This is a genomic window from Dyadobacter alkalitolerans DSM 23607 (assembly GCF_000428845.1).
Classification (GTDB): Bacteria; Bacteroidota; Bacteroidia; order Cytophagales; family Spirosomataceae; genus Dyadobacter; species Dyadobacter alkalitolerans.
Window position 1 is genome coordinate 127,196 of sequence record NZ_AUAS01000006.1, and the last position, 24,191, is coordinate 151,386.

19 protein-coding genes are annotated in these 24,191 nt (G+C 42.7%); 1 reads left to right on the forward strand and 18 read right to left on the reverse strand.

Annotated elements, in window-relative coordinates; all coding sequences use genetic code 11:
* Window positions 1-109 precede the first annotated feature (109 nt).
* A complete protein-coding gene (locus tag G395_RS0113830) occupies window positions 110-502 on the forward strand; it encodes an HIT family protein (protein ID WP_026630585.1) in 393 nt (130 codons plus the stop codon).
* Window positions 503-524: 22 nt separating this feature from the next.
* Here G395_RS0113830 and G395_RS0113835 read toward each other — a convergent pair whose 3' ends face one another.
* The 18 genes from G395_RS0113835 to pseC form a co-directional block, all read right to left on the reverse strand.
* On the reverse strand, window positions 525-1,991 hold the full coding sequence (locus G395_RS0113835) for a capsule assembly Wzi family protein (RefSeq protein WP_035361328.1): 1,467 nt from the start codon (window positions 1,989-1,991) through the stop codon (window positions 525-527).
* A 112-nt stretch (window positions 1,992-2,103) separates the two neighbouring features.
* Window positions 2,104-3,438 carry a capsule assembly Wzi family protein gene (locus G395_RS0113840; protein ID WP_051350161.1) on the reverse strand — a complete coding sequence of 445 codons (1,335 nt, stop codon included), beginning with the start codon at window positions 3,436-3,438 and terminating at the stop codon, window positions 2,104-2,106.
* Between the two features lie 155 nt (window positions 3,439-3,593).
* A complete protein-coding gene (locus G395_RS0113845; RefSeq protein ID WP_026630588.1) occupies window positions 3,594-5,009 on the reverse strand; it encodes a capsule assembly Wzi family protein in 1,416 nt (471 codons plus the stop codon).
* 39 nt (window positions 5,010-5,048) lie between these two features.
* A complete protein-coding gene (locus tag G395_RS0113850) occupies window positions 5,049-6,050 on the reverse strand; it encodes a sugar transferase (RefSeq protein ID WP_026630589.1) in 1,002 nt (333 codons plus the stop codon).
* 257 nt (window positions 6,051-6,307) lie between these two features.
* A complete protein-coding gene (locus G395_RS0113855) occupies window positions 6,308-7,474 on the reverse strand; it encodes a glycosyltransferase family 4 protein (RefSeq protein ID WP_026630590.1) in 1,167 nt (388 codons plus the stop codon).
* 63 nt (window positions 7,475-7,537) lie between these two features.
* A complete protein-coding gene (locus G395_RS0113860; RefSeq protein WP_026630591.1) occupies window positions 7,538-8,530 on the reverse strand; it encodes an SDR family oxidoreductase in 993 nt (330 codons plus the stop codon).
* A 59-nt stretch (window positions 8,531-8,589) separates the two neighbouring features.
* The gene (locus G395_RS0113865; protein WP_026630592.1) at window positions 8,590-9,855 is read right to left on the reverse strand and encodes a nucleotide sugar dehydrogenase; all 1,266 of its coding nucleotides are present in this window, start codon (window positions 9,853-9,855) and stop codon (window positions 8,590-8,592) included.
* Window positions 9,856-10,033: 178 nt separating this feature from the next.
* Window positions 10,034-12,223: a pectate lyase family protein gene (locus G395_RS0113870; protein ID WP_157486699.1), complete on the reverse strand. Its 2,190-nt coding sequence runs from the start codon at window positions 12,221-12,223 to the stop codon at window positions 10,034-10,036.
* A 255-nt stretch (window positions 12,224-12,478) separates the two neighbouring features.
* Window positions 12,479-13,585 carry a glycosyltransferase gene (locus tag G395_RS0113875; RefSeq protein ID WP_026630594.1) on the reverse strand — a complete coding sequence of 369 codons (1,107 nt, stop codon included), beginning with the start codon at window positions 13,583-13,585 and terminating at the stop codon, window positions 12,479-12,481.
* Window positions 13,586-13,625: 40 nt separating this feature from the next.
* Window positions 13,626-14,948: a right-handed parallel beta-helix repeat-containing protein gene (locus G395_RS0113880; protein WP_026630595.1), complete on the reverse strand. Its 1,323-nt coding sequence runs from the start codon at window positions 14,946-14,948 to the stop codon at window positions 13,626-13,628.
* Window positions 14,949-15,020: 72 nt separating this feature from the next.
* Window positions 15,021-16,139, reverse strand: a complete 1,119-nt coding sequence (locus tag G395_RS0113885) for a glycosyltransferase (RefSeq protein ID WP_026630596.1) — start codon at window positions 16,137-16,139, stop codon at window positions 15,021-15,023.
* Window positions 16,105-17,397 (reverse strand): hypothetical protein, encoded by a 1,293-nt coding sequence (locus G395_RS0113890; protein WP_026630597.1) that lies wholly within the window; start codon window positions 17,395-17,397, stop codon window positions 16,105-16,107. Before G395_RS0113890 ends, G395_RS0113885 begins: the two co-directional genes overlap by 35 nt.
* A gap of 22 nt (window positions 17,398-17,419) precedes the next feature.
* The gene (locus G395_RS31150; protein ID WP_157486700.1) at window positions 17,420-18,523 is read right to left on the reverse strand and encodes a hypothetical protein; all 1,104 of its coding nucleotides are present in this window, start codon (window positions 18,521-18,523) and stop codon (window positions 17,420-17,422) included.
* A complete protein-coding gene (locus tag G395_RS0113900; RefSeq protein ID WP_026630598.1) occupies window positions 18,490-19,821 on the reverse strand; it encodes a lipopolysaccharide biosynthesis protein in 1,332 nt (443 codons plus the stop codon). The genes G395_RS31150 and G395_RS0113900 overlap by 34 nt, the downstream gene beginning before the upstream one ends.
* 45 nt (window positions 19,822-19,866) lie before the next feature.
* The gene (gene pseI, locus G395_RS0113905; RefSeq protein ID WP_026630599.1) at window positions 19,867-20,904 is read right to left on the reverse strand and encodes a pseudaminic acid synthase; all 1,038 of its coding nucleotides are present in this window, start codon (window positions 20,902-20,904) and stop codon (window positions 19,867-19,869) included.
* Complete coding sequence (gene pseG / locus G395_RS0113910) at window positions 20,885-22,333, reverse strand: UDP-2,4-diacetamido-2,4,6-trideoxy-beta-L-altropyranose hydrolase (RefSeq protein ID WP_026630600.1); 1,449 nt, start codon at window positions 22,331-22,333, stop codon at window positions 20,885-20,887. Before pseG ends, pseI begins: the two co-directional genes overlap by 20 nt.
* Window positions 22,323-23,012 carry a pseudaminic acid cytidylyltransferase gene (gene pseF, locus G395_RS0113915; RefSeq protein ID WP_026630601.1) on the reverse strand — a complete coding sequence of 230 codons (690 nt, stop codon included), beginning with the start codon at window positions 23,010-23,012 and terminating at the stop codon, window positions 22,323-22,325. The genes pseG and pseF overlap by 11 nt, the downstream gene beginning before the upstream one ends.
* Window positions 23,005-24,180, reverse strand: coding sequence for a UDP-4-amino-4,6-dideoxy-N-acetyl-beta-L-altrosamine transaminase (gene pseC / locus G395_RS0113920; protein ID WP_211237776.1), 1,176 nt, complete (start codon window positions 24,178-24,180; stop codon window positions 23,005-23,007). The genes pseF and pseC overlap by 8 nt, the downstream gene beginning before the upstream one ends.
* Window positions 24,181-24,191 lie beyond the last annotated feature (11 nt).

Below are 24,191 nucleotides of genomic sequence, written 5' to 3' on the forward strand. Positions count from 1 at the left end.
TGGAACACAATATTAAGTACTTTTCAGTTTTTAATTACTTATTTGGGTAAAGATATGGCGCGATTGGTCGCGCTGATCTTCAACTAAACGATATTTAATTGATAATTTGATGGCGTCTATATTTTCAAAAATTGTAAGGGGTGAAATTCCTAGTCATAAAATCGCAGAAACAGATCATTTCCTTGCCTTCCTGGACGCTTTTCCGATCGCCGCGGGGCATACATTAGTGATCCCGAAAAGAGAAGTGGATTATTTGTTTGATCTGGATGATCAGGAATATTCTGAGCTGTTTCTTTTTGCAAAAAGCATTGTTCCTGCGCTCCAAAAAGCAGTTCCTTGCCTTCGTATAGGCTTGACAGTCATCGGTTTGGAGGTGCCGCATACACACATTCACCTGCTTCCCTTAAATAGCATGGCGGACGCGGACTTCGCGAAAAAAATACAGACTACGCAAGAAGAATTGGCAGCGCTGGCAGCGAAGATTCGTGCAGAAATCGGATAGGTTTTTAGAAAATGGATTGTCCTCAGTTAAAAGAAAAATCTTTTCTGATTCCCAACATAAATCCGTGTGTCTTGCGATATAGATCGCCAATATCGCTGGCATAAGAACCTTTAATGGTCATTCCACCAAGCACATTCACATTTGTTTGCGCGCCGATCAGGCCGGAGAATTGTTTGGGAGAGCCTTCAAATCGTGAATTGTAAGCTCCTGAATTACTTGAGAAAGATAATTTCGTATGCCACTGCACCTGTCTGAAAAGTGTTCCTCTTAACCCTACATGCCATACTAACACGCGATTGTTGCTGGTAAAGTTATCTGCGTAGCCGGGCCATTTCCAATTTGTCTGGGACGTCGGCGGAATAAAAGGTGTTCCGATGCCACGCCCGTAATAGGACCATCCGTCGCGGATCTGCTGGTTGTTGAAATAATTATCAATGCCCCGTTTTTTACCGGTGCTGATATCAAACTGGTTTCCGCCCTGGTCTTTTGTAAAGAGCATTTCTACTACACCTTCCGTTATTTCGAAATTCGCGCCGTAGGAATTCTTGCGTTTGATCCGTAAGCCGGTCAGTCCGTCTTTGATGCCTTCCATATAAAACAAGGAACCATCCTCGTAAATAAATTGACGATATAGGTAAATAGTGCTCCCATATGTCTCAACCTCAATAGCCAGATCCAATGATCCTAAATGGTTTCCTACCCGGTTGGTGCTGTCAAAGTGAGTAACATCGTCACCGCTTCCACCGATTGTTCCAAAAACAGCATAGACGTAGTTTGAAAAACCATCTGGTAACCTCTTAGTTTCATTTTCTTGATATTTTGAAGTGCCGCCCCACTGCACCTGATGATTGAATCCACCGTATAATTTTAACCTCGACTGCGCTTTTCCCAGACGTGCGTAAAATGCTTTCTGGTGAAATTTGAGACCACTCGTAGCCGGTCTGCCCTTTTCGAAAAGCCCGTCGGAATAGAATGCATTAAATGATATCCAGCCTTTTGTAAATGGCACAGCCACAAAGCCACTGGTTCCGATGTATATTTTTGGAATCGGGAGCGCATTTCCGGACCAGGCGTAGGAACCAGTTCCGAGCGTTGAGTCGGCAAGGCCCACATTTTGCTTCTTTCTTCCTACAAAGAGCTCCCAATTTTTAAACTTCAATGTTGCATGTAACTGGGGCAGAAGCATTTTTTTGTTTTCATTCAAAATCCCAACGGCCTCCACGCCAAATCCGGCACGCCAGGACGAAGTAAGCGCCCAGTAATTTTCAAGGGAAATACGCGCACTTCCGGCGGGAACGTCCAAAGGAACGGTGCCGAATTGATTAGCCTGAATCCAAAACGGTGTATGCGTATTGTTGCTGCCAAAACCGGCAATCTCAATAAAATTATTTGTAGAATCCCGGAATTCAGTAGTCTCGGCAGGCTCGGATTGGGAAAAGCCCGCTATGGAAATGCATAACAGTAATGTCAGTATGGGAAAGATTTTCATAGGCGTGCCCTCAAGCTTTTTCTTCAATGTGTATAATGTGACATTTTGACAAAAATAAGTATAACTTTTTGCTATTCATATTGGACATATCAGGCAACGTCAAAAAGCAACGTTAATCCAGGAATCCACTTTTCCTAAGTCCTATGATCAGGCCATGGGAAGTAGGATAAAGTTGTCCGAAATCAGTTGTAAGGTTGGAAAAGACACTGCAACCGTTTAATAACTTTATATTCTTTTCAGCTGTAAGCGACAAGGATACCTGCTCTTTCAGTGATTCGAAAGGGCTTAATAAAGACCCTGAATTTCTTGAATATGTGCCTCTCAGCCCAAAATAGGTCTTTTGCCAAGTGGCAGTAACACCTGTATGAAACGCCCAGAACCGGTTATTATTAGTAAACTCTGATCCAGTAACCGGTAAAGACGGCCTGGTCATGCCCGAAGATGGTGCCAGTGGCGTGCCTATGCCCCGGTTGAAATAAGACCAGCCACGTTGATAAATGTAACTGTTGTAATAATTTCCTTTTTCATAAATAGCTAGACCGGACAAGGGAGATTTATTTGTCTGATTATTTGTCCCAACTGCTTCGAGCAGGAAGCTTTGAAACGCAAAAGCGGTTGATCCGGATGGTAAAGGCTTGATCCGCTTCATTCTTATTCCATTCAGCCCATCTTGAAAATTGATAATGTGAAACAGGGAGCCAGTCTCGTAGATATTTTGTCTGTACGCAAAGTAGGACCACGTTCTACCTCGCCATTCCGCACCGATATCAACGGTTCCAAAGTGGTAACCAACTTTGTTATAATTTAATGTCTTACCAGAGATTGTATGCCAGTAAGCATTCAATGGTTCCAATTCGTACAGCGGCGTGATCTTATCCTCGCCGCCCCACATAGCCTGATGGTTAGCACCAACATGGATTTTTAATCGGCCACGCTCGGGTCCAAACCTGAAATACAGCGATTTCTGGTGAAAATAGGTGTATGAAATGTTCCGCTCCACGCCGTAATTCAGCCTGCTGCTTCCCAGATAACCTTCGGAATAGGAAAATTTGAGAGCCACAAAATTTTTTGTGAAATACAGTGGCAGATATTCAGGAAGCGAAATCTGCAGCCGGGGAAAGGGTCTCGAATTGCCGGAAACGGACAAGGAGCCCGACGTCATAGTCGTGTCCATTAACCCGACTACATTGTTTTTTTGTCCGGCCAGGATTTCCAGCTTTCCTATCCTTGCAGCAATGTACGCATCTGAAAGAAATGCATTACCCGATTTGCCATAGCTGGCAATTCCTTGAAGACCAGCGCTCCACTGGAATGTTCTGGGGTTGTGTGGATTATAAACTTTGTAAACGCCGACATTGGCCAGACCAAAATTTCCATCCATCGGCACATTGCCGTTCTGGTTCGCGTGGGCCCAAAAAGGAGTATTATCAGTAGCACCAGACAACATTAGGCTGGCTCGGTAATAAATCGTTGAGTCTTGGGCGTTAGAATGTATCGCGAGACATGTCAAGACGGCAAAAAGGCAGACTCGTATCTGAGAGATTGGGACCGGCATTTAAATGTAAAAATTACTCATTAAGGGGTTGAGTTGACTTCCCAAAGTTATCTGATAAAACCGGATTTTCTCCATCCAATTAAAATAGCAGTGTTGTCTGGGTAAAATTGTCCAAAATCCGTGCCAAGAGAAGCGCTCAAATGGCTTTCTTTCATAAGTTTCAGGGGCATTTCCACGCGCGCTAGGAGCGAGGTCTGGTTAACGGGAGATTTGAAAGCCTTATTATATGTTCCTGAGTTGATTGAATAACTCGCTTTCAACAATAGCCGCATATGATTGATGGAAGCTTCCAAACCGCCATGAAAGGCAACAAGCCGGTTGTTTGCAGTGAAAAGCCTTGGCGAGGTTCGCAATTCTTCGCGCATTAAATGCTGGGGAGCGATCACTGGGGTTCCGAGCGTCCGGCCTTTGTAAGACCAACCCTGGCTATAAACGTAGTGATTAAAATAATTATCACGTCCAAATGTGCCATTCGCAAAGTCGAAAACGTCTCCGCCCTGTTTCTTCGTGTAAAGATATTCAAGCAAGATCGTGTTGAGCTGAAATCCTTTGTTTTCAAGTTTGTTCCTTTTGATTCTGAGGCCATTAAGTCCGTCGGAAGCATTCGCAGTGTTGGCAATTGAGCCATCTTCGTAAATGCTCTGGCGGTACAAAAGCGTTGTCCATCTCTTTCCGTTTATTTCCAGTCCAGCATCAATCGTACCAAAATGATTCCCAACCCGGCTGGCCGCCCATGGCTTGCCCAAAACAACGTAGCGATAGGCTTCCGGGAATTTGAGTCCGCGTGAGAATATTTTATCTTCCCCGCCCCACATAGCCTGATGGTTAAACCCTGCATATAAATTCAGCAAATGCTTTCTCTTGCCAAGCTTGATGTATACGGACTTGTGGTGAAAATAGATTTCTGGCACGGCTCTCACATTGCCATAAATCGATTGTGCAGGGCCTAAAAGACCATCTGAATACGAGAACTTAAATGAAAAGATGTCATTGCGCGGAATCAGATTGACGAAGTGAGGGGTGGAAATTTGGATTTTTGGGAACGGCCTTGCATTGGAAGATATGGCTACCGAGCCACTCGTTAATAGGCTATCACCCAAGCCGTACAATTCTTTCCGCTGCCCAATGCTAACTTCGACCGGGCCAACTTTGCCTGCTACAAATAAGTCGGTAAGGAATGCAGCCGACGAATGGTTTGTGCTTGCCACAACCTCAAATCCGCCTGACCATTGAAAAAACCGTGGGTTATTCTGGTTATAAATTTTATGAAGACCAGCTTGGGCCAGCAAAAACGATCCGTTTGTAGGAGTGACACCATACGTATTTGCATAAATTAAATATGGTGTTTGACTCGACGACAGTGCGCCTTTGATTTCCGCAGAATAGTGCCATGTTGAATCCTGAGAAAAACTGCCTGTTTGCGATGCTATCATTAATAGCAGCATTAAGAATGAATTTCTCATGCATGATAAGTTGACCGCGAAAGAATGTTCCAGAAGTTGTTACCGCCCTCTTTTGCCAAAAATGACAACAGCCGTAAGAAGAATAATCTTCAATTCAAGAAACAATGACCAGTTTTTGATGTAGTAGAGATCGTACATCAGCTTGTGCCGCGCATCGAAGACCCCTGCGCCGTAGGAATACATTACCTGAGCATATCCAGTGATTCCGGGCTTGATGCTATGCCTGGAATTGTAGTAGGGAATAAGCTCATCAAAGGTTTCTGTAAAAACCTGTCTTTCCGGCCGTGGACCGATCAGTGACAAATCTCTTCTAAAAATATTGATGATTTGTGGCAATTCATCAATCCGGCTTAACCGCATGAAAGATCCGTATGAAAAAGTCCTCGAATCGTTCTTTTTGGAGAAAGTCGCCCCATTAGATTCTGCATCTAATGACATGGAGCGGAACTTAATACACTTGAAAGCGATGTTGTCCATCCCAACCCTTTCCTGATAATAAAATACGGGACCGGGAGACTCAAGCTTAATGCGGAAATAGCTTAAAATCCAGAGCGGAAAAGTCAGCAGGAATAAAACAATGGAAACGGCAACGTCGATAATCTTCTTTGGATATCTTACCCTTTTACCGAATGCGGGCATATCAGATAAATTAGGATTGATTTCCGATATGTCTTCGGGTATATAAACTTTCTTTAAGCTCTTCTCGCAGAAGTCATAAACGGTAGTGATGCGAATGGATTTGTTTTTACGAATAACCAATTCGTAAATGACCTTGTTACGCTTGTCGTAGTGAGGATTAGTGACAAGGTGGACTTTCTCAAATTTGTCCAGTAAAGGTCTTACCGTGTAGTTAATCAGGTAATCATCGTCTTCTGTATGAGGGACCAGAATAATTTCCCTGTACGTCTGACGCAGATGTTTTAAATCGTATTTCTGTAAAAAATAGTCATAACTCGTGATAATCAAGATTTCATCGGTAGAAGCATTTTTGCTCAACAATCGATGTACGTACTTTCGATTAGAAACAGAAGTTTGATCCATATGTGTGCGGCAATAGTAAAAGTTAAAGCGTGTGCAAAAAGAATGCAATTATAATGTAAAAATTCCTATTTTGAAACAGCTAGCCAGGCATACTGAACCATCGGCGGCTTTCAGTTAATTAAAGGTTTATAGGTTTGAACAAACGTTAGATACGATTGTCTGTTCATATATCGAGGAGAGGGCATTGAGCAAGTATTTCACAAAGATAAGTATGGTATATTTATACTCCGCTTTTTAGAGAGAATATTTTGAACATATTATTTTCTTGCCGCCAGGTTTGAGCTATAAAATGCATGAATGGCTCGCCAAAGTTGCTGCTGTTCGAAATTCCTGAGGACAAATTGTTGCGCCAGTTTGCCCATTTTTCTACTGTCCTGCGGATTGTTTATCAGCTTCTCACAGGCATTTACTATGGCGTTGATACTTTTTGGCTGGATCAATATTCCCGTATTTCCATCATCGATCATTTCATTGCAGCCGTTAATGTTGGTTGCAATGCATGGAATGCCCATGGCGCTGGCCTGCAACAGCGCTTGCGGAAAGCCCTCCCGGTAACTAGGAAACACAAATATGTCAGAAGCAGCCAAGAACTTTCGCACGTCATGCTGATGCCCCACCGCAATAATGGACTTATTATTTGTGATTTCCGCATAGGTGTGTTGTTCCAGCGGATTCAGGTCTTCTGGCGCTCCTATCAGTACAAGTTTGAGGTTTTCGTGGCGTTTCTGGAGCACTAAAAATGCGGCTACCAATTCATTAACACCCTTATAATTAGCAAGCCGGCCCATGAAGGATAGTACAATATCGCTGTGGCCAATGTTATGTGCTTTTCTGAATTCATTGCTTTCTGCCAGCAATTTCGGCGTAACTGAAAAATATTCCAGATCGATTCCGTTGCTGCTACCGTTGCCGATAACCTGCACTTTCGATTTGTCAGGACTGAGGTCGTTATCTAAAATAAATTTTTTGAGCTCCTGTGAGTTCGGTAAAACCCAGTGCGCACACTTATAGGTCAACGTTTCGACGAAGTCAAGAAGCTTTCTTTTCGGGCCGGTGACTTCCATGAGCGGCAGCCCGGCTACTGTGTGCATTCTAAGTGGAACCCTGCAAATGTAAGCCGCAAGCATTCCGATGATTCCAGCCTTAGGCGAATGGGTATGAACAACTTGTGGTTTGATTTTCCTGATGAGCCGGATGGTTGCAAAAAGAGCAAAAAGGTCTTTGAAAGGTGTTAATTCCCGCGAAAGATTAAGAGGGTAAAACGGGGCTCTCTGATTAAGCACCAAGTCACCAACATGTTTATCCGGAGAGCTGGCCATCGATACTTCCACACCCTGTTCAGACATGAATTTCAGTTGGCCCTTTAATAATATACGTAGCGAATAAGTTTCGGTTGTTATCCTAAGTAATTTGATTTTCTCCATTCAAGTGTGCTGTATTTTGTTTTAATCGGTGGAAGTTTGATTGATCCGAACATGCCGGGCCAATCAGGAAGCGCTTGTCAATTCCTGGAAATAAAGAATAGTTTCTTTAAGTCCGTTTTTGAAAAGTACTTCCGGTTGATATTGTAATTGTGCTTTTGCTTTTGAAATATCCGCGAGGCTATGCTTCACGTCACCCCTTCTTTCTGGTACATAAGTTGGTTCGAGTGGGCTGCCTAATTCCTCAGTAATAGCCGAAACGAGTTCGGTAAGGGAAGTCTGCTCATTGCAGGCAACATTGAAAACCTCGTGCTTCGTCAGATTGTCGGCAAGTAACGCCTTAATATTCGCCTGAACAACATTGGATACGAAAGTGAAATCGCGAGAGGTTAAGCCATCGCCGTTAATCACCGGTGCCTGACCATTCAAAACCTGGGTTATAAACAGTGGAATTACAGCAGCATAAGGACCATTGACATTCTGTTTTGGCCCGAATACATTAAAATACCGTAATCCAACGCTGTGAAACTGATAGGTCCTTGAAAACACATCCGCATAAAGCTCATTGACATATTTTGTAACTGCGTATGGTGAAAGCGGGTTTCCAATGATCGCTTCCTGTTTTGGCAGCGATGGACTGTCCCCATACGTTGACGACGATGCTGCATAGACCATACGCTTCACGCCAGCCTCCTTGGCGGCCTGGAGAATATTCAAAAAGCCGCTGATATTTACTTCATTAGTTGTAATTGGGTCATTAATGCTTCGTGGGACCGAACCAAGCGCAGCCTCATGCAGCACGTAGTCAACATCCTGCATCGCCTTTACGCAGGTTTGATAATCCCTGATGTCGCCTTCGATAAACTCGACTTGTCCTTTATCAATGTACGCTGCAATGTTTTCCAGGTAACCCGTTGATAAGTTATCAAGTACTACGATCTTAGCAGCTTGATATTGAACAAGATATGCTACCAAGTTGGAACCGATGAATCCGGCTCCCCCGGTGATGAGGAACTTTGAGGAAGTAATATCCTGCTGATGATATTGGTTAAAAGTCATTGAGTTATGCGACTAAGATATAATTTGAATAGCTAAATTTCGGGAGCGTGATGCAACCCTTATAGCCTGGTGTAGCCTTTATCTTTTGGAAAAATTCCCTTCACGTCGTAGACAATCGGGGCACTTTCTCCTGATGGAATTTCCAGATCAAGTAATTGAGCGTGACCCACGGCCGCAATGATGCCCTGGTATCCGTTGAGTCCGTCCAGGTTGTCGATCAGGCGAATGCCGTATTCGTGCTCAACTTCATTTTTATCTGCCCAAGGGTCATATACATGCACATTCATGTCATATGATTCCAGCTCCCTGATAATGTCAATAACCCGGCTATTGCGAATATCCGGGCAGTTTTCTTTGAAAGTTATTCCTAAAATCAGCACATCCTGCCCCTTTATTTTGCGCTCGCTTTGGATTAGTAATTTCACAAATTGGGTAGCCACGTAAGGACCCATAGAGTCATTCAGTCTTCGGCCAGCGAGGATGATTTCGGGATGGTAACCTACTTCCTTTGCCTTTTGTGCCAGGTAAAAAGGATCAACGCCGATGCAATGTCCTCCTACCAATCCAGGCTTAAATGGAAGGAAATTCCATTTCGTTCCGGCTGCTTCGAGCACTTCACTGGTGTCAATTTTTAGCAGATTGAAGATTTTCGCCAGCTCATTGACAAATGCAATGTTAATGTCGCGTTGAGCATTCTCAATTACTTTCGCAGACTCCGCAACTTTGATGCTTGATGCTTTAAAAGTGCCTGCTGTAATAATAGACGCATATAAATTATTGACTTCTTCTGCAATTTCGGGTGTAGAACCGGACGTGACCTTCCTTATTTTGGTCAGTGTATGGTGTTTGTCGCCCGGATTGATCCGTTCGGGAGAATATCCGCAGAAAAAATCCTGATTAAACATTAAACCGGAAATTTTCTCCAAAATAGGAACGCAATAATCTTCCGTCACTCCGGGATAAACCGTTGATTCATAGATGACAATGTCACCGGCTTTCAGATTACGGGCAACAGTTTCAGTTGCTTTTCGGACGGGTGTAAGATCAGGATTATTGAATTGGTCGACGGGCGTCGGAACGGTAATAATGAAGATGGAGGCTTGTTTAATATTTGCCGGATCGAAAGTGAAGCTTAATTTGGAAGCTTTTTTCAAACCTTCCTCATCGACTTCTAATGTTCGATCGAAATGGTTTTTTAACTCTGTAATCCGTTGCTGGTCAATGTCAAGACCGATTGTATCAAAAATTTTCCCAAACTCAACTGCGAGTGGCAGTCCCACGTAACCCAAGCCGATTACACAAATTGTTTTGTTTTCTAGGTGCATATAGTCTGTTAGTATTGCCAATAAATGACAAAAATAGTCGATGTGCTGAAAAAATGATTGCCATTAAAGGAAAATGTTATCAAAATTGTTTCATAGGAATCAATTTTGATAACATTTTATAATATACAATCACCGTGCTGCACTATGACAAATGCATCTGTGATGATTTGGTGTGCAATTACGGCTGGACAGTCCAGGTTCCGATCATATCCTTAACTTGCCATGTATTCGTACTGGTTTTGCGAAGTGTGATTTTGCTGCCAACCGTTCCGCTTTGGATATATTTGCCTTTTGTAGGAGCCAAGGGGACTATGTTATCGTTGACAGTTGGTATAAGCCTTAGGATTTGCGCATTCCTCACTTCAAATGTTATTTCTGGATAATTCGCAGGCAAACCATTTAGTGAGATTGTTCTCAATCCGGTAGACGTTGTATTGTGAAACACCTTTTTGAAGAAGCCATAGGTGAGCGTTCTGTTTGTTTGTGCTACATCAAAAGTCAACTTTTCGTGTTCATCTGACAATGCGAGGTTTTCAAGCACTGCAAAATGTACATATTTAAGGGGATCAAGACCATCGAGTACAACAGGATTGATCAGACTGCAATTTTTGACACTTCCTTTTTTTGATACATCTTCAAACGCAAAGGCTGAAATGATCTTTTTTACACTTCTCGTATCATACACTTTGGGACGGCTGATATGCACATTTCCAACGTTTGCATCGCCAATAGCGCTAGCCTCTCTGTACACCAACATTGCAGATCCGAAAAGTGCGTGAGTCATGCCGTTTCCATTGCAATCGATAACGGTTGGGTCGTTGACCTGAACCGTACAAGCATTAGCACTGTAGTTACTGGCACAAAAGCCGTTTGCCTTGTTATTCTTCCAAACGGGGTTTTGAAATACGATGGAACCCGCAATTGCTCCGGTTGCCCGGGATACGTATGCTCCATACATGCTCCCGTCATCATTGTGATTGGTAATAGTAATATCAACTACACGGTTGGTTCCTTTGAAATCGTCGATAAGTATTACAATGCCAGACCCAACGTTGTTTCTAGTGGTAGGATTCGAGATGCGTATGCCTTCAAGGAATTCATCGGCAGTGTTAGGTTCAATGTCAATGCCTGCGCTAGGGGCTGTACCATTAGAATTCGTTAAAACCGGACTAATCACTTCAATATTTTTGCCGGAGACAATGGAGAGGCCCTGTCTTCTGTTATTATCTGCACTTATATTTATCAGTTTAACGTTCTGAGAAAATTTCTGCGTAGTGCTTGATCCGATATAGTAACCGTCGCCACCGCTGTTGTTGGCAGCAATCCCTTCAATTGTTACATTCGTTACGCCTAGCATCGCGAAAATATGCCGCTGTTCTCCGCTGGTATATTGCGCTTTCTGATCTTTAAATACAACATTATAACCCTTTATTGAAATATTCTGAACGCCATTCATCATTACCATCCTTTCCTCGGCACCAAGCGTACCAAGTCCTTCCACCACTGTGCCGTCCTGAAAAACAATATTTTTATTGGAACGCAGAGACATTTTCTTCAAACGATAAGAAATCGCAGGTTTAGGAAAGTAAATGTTTCCCAGATCCTGCCTGTCCAAAATTAATTGGATCATAGCGGTGTTATCAGTGGCTCCATCGCCGTTAACCCCAAACCACTCCACATTTACAGCACCTTCGTAAACGCGCTCAAATCGTTTCCCGGATGAAACAACCGTCAATGCTCCGTCATCTGCACGGGTTGAAGTAGGGTTGTACTTGAATATGCCAGCCCGTCCCGGATCTGTGATAAATACTGTGGAAGCTGTGTCAGGTAGCTGACGAAGGCTTGCCATCGTAAGGTAAGGGACATAGGATACTGTGCCTACAAGTGCGATCCTGGCATTGGATGGGTTCTCTGATGCGGTTTCGGCCATGCCAAAAGGCAGTCTGCCTACCTCGATGAAGTCACTGCTATTATTCGCATTTTCATGACTTCTGAGTAACTGAAATACGCCTGCCTGTTCCGAACTTACGAATTTTCCTTTCAGATGAAATACGGCGGATGGTCTGCTCGCAGTCAGTTCCAAGCCGATGAAATCATGAAATGAACCGCCGGTTTGCTGGAAACCCTGTGGCAAGATCACTTTTAATTTAAATGAACGCGAACTCTTGAATACGTAGACCGTATTCATTGGAATGTCAATTAGATCCGCTTTAATTTCAATATCAAACTCCTCATTCACCGAAACTTCCGTCGTTCGGGTGCTTATTGAAAAACGAATCGGATCAATAAATGCTACTGCTTGTGTCAGATTGTGGACTGCGGCGTTCATCACAAAAAAGCAGAATAGCGCTACAGTACGAATAACCATTGGTTTGTAAGTTTTCATGTATAAATTTTACTATGTTAATAGAACTCCGTCTACAAATTTATAGAGTAAATTTACACTATGATTTTTAATATCTACAATCATATAGAATATTTTTCTTTTGTTGCTGTATTGATTTTTCTCAAATTAACTCTCTGATTTGCAGTTATCTGTCTTTAAACCGCCTTTTGGGGGGCATACAAATTAAAAAGGCACAGGCATATAATGCCTGTGCCTTTTTAATTTGTCGTAGAAGTTCTATTTCTGTTGCAGCTCGTAGTATAGTTTGATATACTTATCAACCATCAAATCCATGTTGAAGTTTTTGACAAAGTGCATACCTTCCGCTGCTCTATCCGATGCCAGGCTGTTGTCATCTACAATCATTCTCACTTTTTGTGCCAGTTCCTGATGATCCGCAGGAGCAAACAGAAAGTCGTCATTGGGTACGATTTCGCGTATACCAGCTACATTAGATCCTAAAAAAGGAACGTCCGCTGCCAGGGATTCCAGTGTAACGCCCGACATTCCTTCATAAGCGGAGGAAAGGACATTCAAATCAACGGATTTCATTAGAGAGGATATATCCGTCCGAAATCCCAGGTAGTGAATTCTATTTGATACGCCACATTCAGCAGCTATTTTCATAGTGTCTTCTTTTGCCTCACCTTCGCCTGCTAAAAGAACATGATAACTTTCGCCTAGCAGTGCACAGGCTCGGATAAGTGTCGCCTGATCCTTTGGATATCTGAAACTGGCGGCCATGAGCATTAGTCTTGAATCTTTGGGAATATTGAGTTCTGAACAAAGACGTTGTCTCTCTATCCTGGTGGCTTTTGCAATGTTTGTGAGGTCAACGCCATTGTTAATCACCCGTATTTTGTCGCCCTGACCAATCCACTCGGACAATTTATCCTTTACGCTATCGGTGATTGCTATTATGGCCGAGTAGGGGCGATAAACTGCCCTTTCCAGCGGCCGCAGATATTTCTTATCCCGTCTCTTATTGTGATTACTGTGCTCGGTGAATATGAGGACAGGTTTGATCCGTAACAGGGAAATGGCCAGGCTAGACCAGTATGAAGCTGGAAACAAATGAACATGGACGACATCAAACGGGTTAGCTTTCAAAAATTTCCATATCGCAATCGCGCACATGGGATTATAGAAGGTTGACATTCGAAGGTCATGAATGGCAATTCCCGCACTTTCAATGTTTTTTAAAAAGGCTGGAACCGACTTTTCCGCATTGAGCAGCAAGAGACTAATGTCGATATTTTTCCCTTTAAATATGGGCAGAGAAGATGCCAGAAGTTTCTCCCCGCCGCCCTGCGAAATGTCATTGGTAATTACGAGTACTTTCATTAAACTGCTTTATGCCTGTTGCTGCTCATTTATTCTCCGTTTACTCTACCAAAACATTGTTTTGAAAGATATTGGCTGAACCTGATGTTCTTGAAGACGCTGTACTCTTTGCACTGATGGTTTTTTTCGCCTGGGCCTCATCCCTGATGTCTACTTTTTGGTCTTCCAGAAGTACGACTTTCGTGCCGCTGATCCTGTTATTAACAAATCTGTAACCCGTATTTTTCCTTCCAAGATTAATCGCGCGACTGGAACTTCTAATGTTGCATCCGTCAAAAGTAATGTTAGACGAGCCAAGCCCGAATTTTGCCAATATTTCACCAGAGCTGTTATTGCTGAATTTGCATTTCAGAAATTTAACATTCGTCACCAGCTTTTCCTGCCTTTTCGCATCTATCTGGGCCTCAATGTCTACACCGGTTCCTGTCGCTGCATACAGGCAACGTCCTGTATTGGTTAATGAAGTATTAATGATGTCGATTTTATCGCCGCCGGTTAATGCTAATCCAGTTCTGGCATTAAAATCCAGGTCACAATCGATGACTTTTATATTCTTTTGGGTCGCTGCTGTATGAGAATTGGCTATCTGCATGCCATCAAGGCCAAAACGTTTTGCAGTCACCTTTTCAACCACAATATTACCGGAATGCGAAATGAATACGCCATAATGTGCCAGCTGAATGCCACAGTCGCCGTATCCGCCACCAATGTTAATTTTTGTCGGATCAAAGGACGTGCTCTGTTTATCAGTGCACTTCACTTTGAAGGTGTTCATATTGTTAAGATTTTCCGAGTAGAAATTCCCGTCCAGGATTAAGTTTTCAATTCTGACATTGCTGCTGCTGGCTATTACAACGCACCTTCCAAGATCAGCCCTTTTATCCGAAGTTGTCTTAGTTTTGGGTGTACAGTCTAATGTAATGTCTGAACTGGAACCATCTTCGGGATTAAAAGAGCCAAATCGAAAGCCTGTATCATATATCAGTTTGCTGCCGGGTTGCCCTTTTACTACAACATTTTTGGAATTGATTATTTGAATAACATCAGCTCCGCGATAATAATAATCGCGGTTTTTGAGCTTCACCTGCTTGCCTACAATGTAAGTGCCAGTGGGTATAAGCAGTTCGCAGTTACCTTTCCGACTGTTAATAAACTGAGACGCAGCTTCAAATGCAGCCTGGTCATTTATGGTGTCATTGGGAACCGCACCAAAGTCTTTTTGAATGTTAAGCTTGATGACGGATTTATTAGCCCTGCTTGAATGCTTTGTTGAATCGTAGGATAATACTTTTCGTTGTGAATAGGCTTGGGAACAAAAGAAATGGAGGCAGATAACAGTTGCCCAAAGTGCTATTAGTTTCATAAGCGGAGTATTTGTTTGCAGCTGAAAGGATAACAATCATGCCTGATTGATCCGATTTTCCAAAAAGCCGGGTCAATTTGACATCATTCTTAGCTTATACAATTCATGGTATTTCCTTGCGGTTGAGCGGATATGGTAGTTCTGAGCAAATGTCTTAATGCCGTTTTCTGCTATATCCGCCTTGTTTTCGGACAAGTGAAAAGCCATAATAGCATCCAGATAAGCTTTTTCAGTAACCTCGTTGCTAAGGAATCCATTTACCCCATCGGTAATCATTTCAGGAATTCCGCCAACAGCAGTGCATATCGGGATACAACCAAGGGACAATGCTTCAATCAGTGAAATCGGCATACCTTCGTAATGACTTGACAGGCAGAAAGTGTCAGCAATGGAGAGATAATCTACAATGTTGTCCCTGGCTCCGATCAATTCTATGTAAGGATCATTTTGGACAAGCTCCCGCAGATTTCCTGCAACTTGCTCTTCTCTCACATCACCAATGATCAGCAATCGGCACTTCTTTTCAGTAACCTGCGTGTTAAATGCCTGAACAGATCTTATTAACATGGCCTGGTTCTTCGCTTCTACCACACGGCCGACATTCAGAAACAGATACTCGTCTCCCTTAGGCGCAAATCTCTCTTTGAGCGCAGGCAATTCCGGAGTCGGATGCAATTCAGGGCGGCCATTTACAATTGTTACATCGTTGTCCAGGTTATAATATGTTTTGAATGTCGCTTTCCCGTCCTGTGAAATCGTAATGGGAACTACACGGTTATTTTGATAATAATGTTTACGAATGCTTTTTAACACCGGGTTAGGACATTCCCGAGCGGCCTGATTATGAACAGTTTGGAAATACTTTGTATTGGAAGGAAGTCTCAGAGATAAATTTAAATTGACATATTCGAATGAGCTGGTATGTGTGTTTACAATATCTGGTTTAATCTTATTGATCCAGCCAGCGACTTTTAACAAGAGTTTCGGGTCAAATCCTGCCTTTTTCCCGAATGAGATGTAATTAACCTGCTTATCCAATTCTGAAACAAAGGACTCTGAATCTTGATTATCCCTCAATGAAACCAGGTATACATCGGTTTCTTCAATTTTGGCAAGCGCATTGCATAAATCAACAACAAACCTTTCTGCACCGCCTCTACTCAGCGATGGAATAATGTGTACTATCCTCATTGTTGGTTTCAATTTGTTCAGATTTGTGTGGTATTTGCATTCTAAATAATGTGAGTCCGCTATAAACGAGCAGGAAGTAGTTCAGGGAATACAACGTGGGTCTTTGAAAGAAAACCATAGCCAGGATCGCCATTGAAATACAGCTGAATATCAGATACTTGCGCCACGGATGGAAATATGCAAACAGGAAAACAAGGTATATTAGGATCAATATTCCTCGTTCAAGTACAAAAACCCGGTAAGACAGCGTAGATCCCCCATACGCTTTCAACATATAGTCCTTTCCCTTACCAGTGTAGAAATCTGCGTCACTCTCTTGCACAAAGCCCTGATACATAGATTCAAAACCTCTGATCCGGGTGTCCCTGTTATTAACGACACCGACGATCCAGTCACCCTCCCATTCAAACCGGTGATAGACTCTCAACGATAAAATGGGATCATCCTTCGTACTTCTAGCGATGAAGACAAATGCGACATACGAAATGCAAATGAAAACGGCGGAAAATGCCAATCGAAAAAGCAGTTCTTTTGTTTTGAGCAGCCTTGTGTTTGAAAAGTAAAGTACGGGCAAAAAAACAATCAGGAAGAACAACGAGAAAGACAGAACGCCGGAAATAATCAATACCCAAAACTCAAATCGCGTTAACATACGCCGGTAATAGAAGAGGATAAGTGGAATGATGGTGCCTACAACACCCGGCTCATCAAATACTGAGCTAAAACGATTTTCCACCCCGGCACGCGACCAATAGAACAACAAGTAATTATCGTAAATTCTTCCTTTGCCTACTTCACCACGCTGGATAGAAAACAAAGGTGGAATATCAAAAATGTTAATCAGCAGATAAATAGGAAGCCCAATCACCATCAGCCACAAAAACAGCTTAATGTACCAACGGGCGACTTTGTATTTTTCCTCATCATTAAGCAATATGAAGGTAAGCACAGGGAATATTCCGGAGTACAACAATTGAAACGAGATCAGGAGCGAATCTTCATTATAATAAGCCCACCATACCGGAAAAAAAAGTGCAAGCAATATGTAGTTCTTGTACGAGTTTTTGAATATCAAAAACAACAGCGCGTACATATTCAGGAATTTCAGTCCGTATACACCTACACGGATCGGAAGGATTGTACTATATACCGGGTACGAATCAAAGAATGCTATCAACATTACATTGATACATATCAAGCTGCGGACATCAATTTTGAGGTCCTTTTTGATAGCGATACTCGGTGTCAGGATTTTCATAGGTTATACATCAGCACGGAATTTATGCTAAAAGTACGGCTTTCATTTCTTCCGGAGTTTTAACACAATCGAACCCCCAAATGTAATTAGTCAATTCATATTGGGCATCAGTTATCCGTTCCTCAAAAGTGTTAAAGGCATCGTATAGCATTTGGTTATCCCTGTTTTTTGTGGTGGTCACGCCTGGTTCGTAATGATTTTTCAGAAGTGTGTCTCCACTTTTTGATTTTGATACCATGGACACGTCTTGCTTATACAGATAATTGGGTTTGCCCAGGAATAGACTGTAACCAACGTGTGTGCCGGTGCTGTTGGATATCACCATGTCGGCAAGCATAATGATCGATTTTAACCTGTTTAAGAAATAAAGATCGTCCCGGTGTCCTGCGGTGGTGAGTTTATAGCCCATATTTTCATACGCAGCATGGTCACCGTTTTGGGCGTCTTTCCAATACATGCACACCAGCACGGTGTCAAATCCCGCTTTTCTACGTTCAATTTCGTTGCAAAATTCCTGTTGATCGTATTCAGACGAAACTGCCGCGATGGAATGGGTAGGAAAAACCAACAACACACGCCCCAGTTCCTTTTTTATATTGTTAAGAGCGCTTTCACTAAGAAGGCTTTCCGCATAATGAATATACGGTCCAATCGTAACGGAAGTTTTTTTAGCTTTCTCAGCGATATATTGCGCTCGGTAATTGCTGTATGTAAGGGTCTTTTTTGCCAGTGTCACCGAATCCGTCCTCACGAGGTTTCCGATTACGATTCCATGCTCAATGTATATTTGATGCAGGGGAAGTTTTGCATTGGCGATATTTACCTGACAATAAGTGAGCAGGCAATTTAGAATGCCATAATAATTACAATCATCAAAATAGAATACCGGATAATATGGCAAAGGGGCACTCAATGTTTCCAGGTCGAAAATACTTGTGGAACGCCGGGATTCTACCATTGCCGGGAAATCCAAAGACTTAGACCGCTTCATCCGGCAATAAATCTTACGAAATAATTTGCTCCCCTCAGCCAGCTTTACAACTTCTCTTTTTAAAGTACCAATCATAGTATGTTTTATTTGACTTGCTGTGCCTACCTCGCGAAAACCAAGCGAAAGTTGAGCCAAGGCATAGGATAAACCTTTGCGCTTAGTACCATTACGATTAAGCTATTGAGTACACTAATGGCAAAGTTTGAGTAAGCTGCGCCGATGGGTCCCAGGTTTTTAACGAAAAAGTAAGATAATGCAACCTGTAATGATGAACACAAAAATGTTACTATCGCAAGGGATGCCGACCTTTTTACAAAAAAGATAAAACTGGCATACATTAGATAAACGCCTTGAAATGCCTGTGAAAAAAGTGCCCAGCCTACATATATTTTCGCATCAGCATATTTGGCCGATAAAAAATGGTCTATTACATAATCGGATGCAAGGGAAGCAAGAAATGTCAAGCCAAGCAATGCCACAATATACATATAGGTAAATTTGACCAGCTTTTGCTTCTTGGATTCCAAGATGTGCTCGTCCTGGATAGACAAACTTTTATAGACAAACGGAGCATAGGCATTGTTAAAGGCAAGCGTCAGAAATGATATTAGCAGCCCAAACTGGAATCCCGCAGCGTAAATACCACTTGCAGATACACCTGCCAAATTCGACACGATAAGGCGGTCGGATCCCGCCCTTGCCCAGATACTTAATGCGTGAGGCACTAGCGGAAGGCAAAAGCCAAAAACTTCTTTTATATAATTTTTATTAAAAAACGCATTTAGATAGCCGCGCTTCCATAATAAAAAAATACTGATGAACCCGTATATAATTGAACTCGTACCAATACCAATGAGTCGCCCGCGCCACCCCATGTCAAAAACAGTAATAAGAACCAGTGATAAACCAACATCACAAACTGTCTGGGAGATCTGGTAGCTTCCAAAAAGCAGCGGGCGTTCCTCTAATCTCCATATTATGAGGTTTATAGAGCTCAATACCTGAGAAAGTCCTATCGCCAGTCCACTCACAACGAAGATGGTGCCTACGGAAAGGAAATCTTCTATTTGCTTATTAAATAAAAATATAACTAACCCGCAGGTGCTGAGTGTTATCGCTATGACAAAAAATATGTTAAAAATATATTTCCCAATTTCTGACTTATCAAGTTTATAGAAATTGACCGAAATGATACTCTGAACGCTAATGCCGATGAATATGACCAGAAAATTGACATAAACATTATAATTGGCAACTATTCCGTAATCGGCAGGAAGTAAATAATAGGTCAGTAATGGAAGAATTAAAAATGGAACTGCTTTATTGATAGCATCGGTAATTACATAAAGCAGGCTATTCCTGAAAAGCGGATGATCCTTTAATGCACCAATCCTTTTCTTAAAGCCAATAGTGCTCGTCCGGTGATTCAGCATGACCGTTATTTAGGCAATTATATTTTTACTTAAAATTTCAGAACATTAATCTATATGTTCCATTTCGAGCCTGCTGCCACGCTTCAATTCTTTGTTGACAGTCTTCCCCAAGATTTCGTGGTAATGTTTGGGATGTAAACCAAATCCGGGACGAATGGAACGTACATTTTTTTCTGAAATTTGTTCACCGGCGGCGATGTCTTCCACTACATATAGAGACCGTGAAAAATCCTTTCCTTTTGCCTGCTTCTCAGTCAATTGATAATCTACTTTGCCAATGGCCTGTTCGGCTTCACGGACAGATTTTACCATTTCCGAAAATTCAGATTCATTCATCGAAAAGGAAGCATCGGGGCCACCGACGGATCTATCCAGAATGAAATGCTTTTCAATGATTTTGGCACCCAGAACTGTTGCAACAACAGGAACTGTGCTGCCGATGGTGTGGTCAGAAAGTCCGCTAATGACATTGAAACGTTCGCGGAAGTCCTTGACCATTGTCATATTTGCTTCCGCAATTGGCGCGGGATAACTGGATGTGCATTTCAATAAGGCGATCTGATCATTACCTTGTCTTTTGCAAGCATCCAGTGCAAGCTCGATATCCTCCTCCGTAGCAATCCCTGTAGAAATAATCACAGGCTTGCCCTTGGAAGCAACCAACTCAATAAGTGGAATATCTGTGATTTCGAATGAAGCGATTTTGTAAGCCGGAACATTGAGATTTTCCAGAAATTCGACAGCCGTTGGATCGAAAGGGGAGGAAAAACAAATCAGACCTTCTTCTTCCGCAACCCGGAATAATTCTGCGTGCCATTCCCAGGGCGTGTAAGCTTCCTGGTATAAATCATAAAGATACTGTCCGTCCCAGATCGTTCCGCCAATCCGGAAGTCGTCCATGCGCGAATCGATCGTAATGGTATCCGCCGTGTAAGTTTGAAGCTTGATGCAATCCGCTCCCGCGCGTTTCGCAGCCCGGATCGTTGCTATGGCTGTTTCCAAGCTGCCGTTATGGTTTGCCGAAAGTTCAGCAATAATAAATACGGGGCTGTCCTGATTTATTTCAAATGTTCCTATTTTCATCACCGATATACATAGTGTATTTATAATTTTCGCCGTCTGTTTGTTTTACAAATCCGAAGCGTTCAAATGTTTTGCAAGATGAGATGTTTTCTCTCATAACTATCCCCGAGATCAAGTTCACCGAATGCGGGGCATTAATGAAAGACAAAATTCCTTGCTTAAGTAACGTTGCGCCAAGCCCTTTTCCATGATATGCCGGATCCAACAAGTAACTGATGACAGCTTCTTGCCCATCTATATCAAACCTGATGGATCCAACAGGTGCTCCTGATAATGACGCAATGTAAAATTCACACTTCTGATCATCCAGTTTGCGCGTCAGCCAGGCGATATGTTCTTCAAATTTAATTTTACCCTTACTCAGGGAATATCTTCGGACGCTTTCATCAATTGCCCATTTGTAAGTCAATTCAGCATCATTGCTGGTCAGTTCCCTGAGCGAAAAGTTTTTCTCGTCCAATAATTGCCTGAAAAGGTTTTGAATCCGGTTTCCCGACAACCCATCAACTAGCTGCGGGTTCATGTCAGGAGGCTGTCTAAAATATGTTTCAACCGCCTTAGTCAGATTCTCTTTGGAAAAATCCGCTGCGCTGATGAAAGCATTTGCGTCCTTATAGTTTTCAAAAACAAAGCGTTGATTTGAAACATACATTCCGGATATGATACTGGCTCCCGAGGTAAGCGCCTCCGTTAGAATCCCACTCGAGGGAACAATGCAGAGGTCAACTTCTGACATGAGTTGTGCCATGTCCTCTGCACTGATATTCGAATAATGCAGCACACTTTCCTGCTCGCTCAGAATCTCATCGATTGTATTGTGATGAGCGTAAGCCGCACCGGTAACTACAATTATTTCTTTGAAGCGCCTTGTGTCAAGCACTACTTCAGTTGCAAGTTTTGTTAAATTTCTGCTGTCCGATCCTCCGAAGCATATCAAAACAGAATCGCTCTTACCAGGCTGCCTGCCTTTTTTTGCCAGATTCAAAAACGCCGGTCTGATCAGGGCATATTTAGGGCCCAGTGCATATTGCGTATAAGGCTGTGCCGGATATTCATTCGGAGAAACGCAGGGCGTATGATTTAGCACAAGGTCCGCATAAGTCGTTTTCTCATGCAGATCATCAATGCAGATCAAGCCGCAGCCGATCAGTTTAATAGATTTCTGATAGTCACTTTCCAATTCATAACTATCCAGCACAACCAGGTTGTTTGGTGACAAAATGGATATCAGATTGTCATCATTTTCCAACCGAAGCAGCTGAAAACCGTCTGTTTCTATTTCTTCAATAATGCTTTCGGGAACTTGCTTGCAGGCGAAAATAACGTCGAAGTCGTCGCCGAGCATCTTTGCCAAAGCTATACATCTAACGAGATGACCTAGGCCAATGCTGGGGCTTCCATCCGTTCTGATGTATAGTTTACTTTTCATATAGCAATCGAAATTTCATCTCTGCCATCAACCAATCCGAATGTGTATCAATGTCTTGCACTTCTTCTTCGGAAAGAATTACAGGAGCGCTGTTTGAAGTAAAAAGCGAGTCGGTAATGTGCAATGGATTGTACCAATACCATTGACCGGCATCATGATAAACCGTTTTTAAATCCTGAGACCGGACATTTTTATTTTCCGGCCACACCATTTCTATCTTCCCATCATTCAATTGCAATCCACGCCAAACGGGATATGAGAATGGTACAACCGGGAATACAGAATCGTAACTAAATGTATTGAGTAATGTTAGCCCTTCTGCCAGATGTTCTTTTCTGATCAGCGGTGCAGTAGGGTATATACAGCAAATGCTATCGAATGCCTTGGATAACCGAGATAAATATTCTCGCTCAACTTCTTTGATCACGTCAACAGTGGAGGCGAAATCGTCCGAGTTCTTTTCAGTCCTTAAAAATGGAACCGCAGCGCCGAATTGTTTTGCAATCGCGGCAATCTCCTGGTCATCCGTAGACACCATCACCTCATCGAACAGGCCGGAAGCCAGCGCAGTCTCGATGGCATAAGCGATAATTGGTTTACCGAGAAAATCCTTGATATTTTTCTTCGGAATGCGCTTACTGCCGCCCCTTGCCGGAATGATTGCCAGGGATTTACTCATTGTAAAATTCATTAACAGACTGTATCACAAATAATTGCTCTTCATCCGTCAGCGTAGGATACATTGGCAAGCTGATACATTTCCGATAATAGCTTTCAGCTTTTGGCATGTCACCAACTTTCCAGCCTAAGCCCTGATAATAAGGCATCAAATGGCATGGGATGTAATGGATCTGTGCGAAAATTTTCTGCTCCCGCAAATGGTTGTAAAGACCTAGACGATCGTCTGCTTCTATAATGTAAAGGTGATAAGCATGACCGGCATCCACGCCACTTTGTCCTGAAATGAAGGATTTTCCTGAAAATGCATCGTTGTATTTTTGAGCAATCAGCCTGCGTCTCGCAATTCCTTCGCCTGCCCTTTTCAATTGGCTTGTTCCAAGGGCAGCCTGGAAATCGGTCAGGCGGTAATTGTAACCCAACGTCTGCATTTCCATATACCAGCCTGGGTAACTTTCATCTCCACCAGCTAGTTCTATGCTGTTCACATACAAGTCATTGGATTTTACGATGCCGTGGGTACGGAGTGCAAGAAGCTTTTGGTACAGCTCTATACTATTTGTTGTGACCATTCCGCCTTCCCCGCAAGCGATATGCTTAACAGGGTGGAAGCTGAATATAGCAAGATCTGCAAATTTGCTGTTTCCACAAAGCTGCTCGTTGCCCTCAGAGTCTGTAAAAAAGCCTCCCGGCGCGTGGCATGCATCTTCAATAATCCACAAACCGTATTCATCGGCAAGATTTTTTATTTCCTCCAGATTAACGGCTCTGCCAGCGAAGTCGACAGGAACTATGCCCTTGTAAGTCCCTTTTGGCGATGCTTCCAAAAGGCTTCTTACAGCACTGACATCAATTAAATAACTGAAAGGATCAATGTCTGCGAACACAATTTCACCTCCGCAATAGCGGATACAGTTTGCAGAAGCTGCGAATGTAATCGGCGTTGTTATCACCTTGTCCCCCGGACTTACATTCAGTGCGAGAGCGCATAAATGCAGTGCAGCAGTTCCATTTGCAACCGCAACAGCATATTTTGCTCCTACATACTTTGCAAATGCTGTCTCAAACTCCTGGATATTCGGACCCTGGGTCAGGTAATCGGATTTCAAAACATCCGTAACAGCCCTTAGATCTTCCTCAGTGATGTTTTGCCTTCCGTATGGTATCATACCCGAAAAAA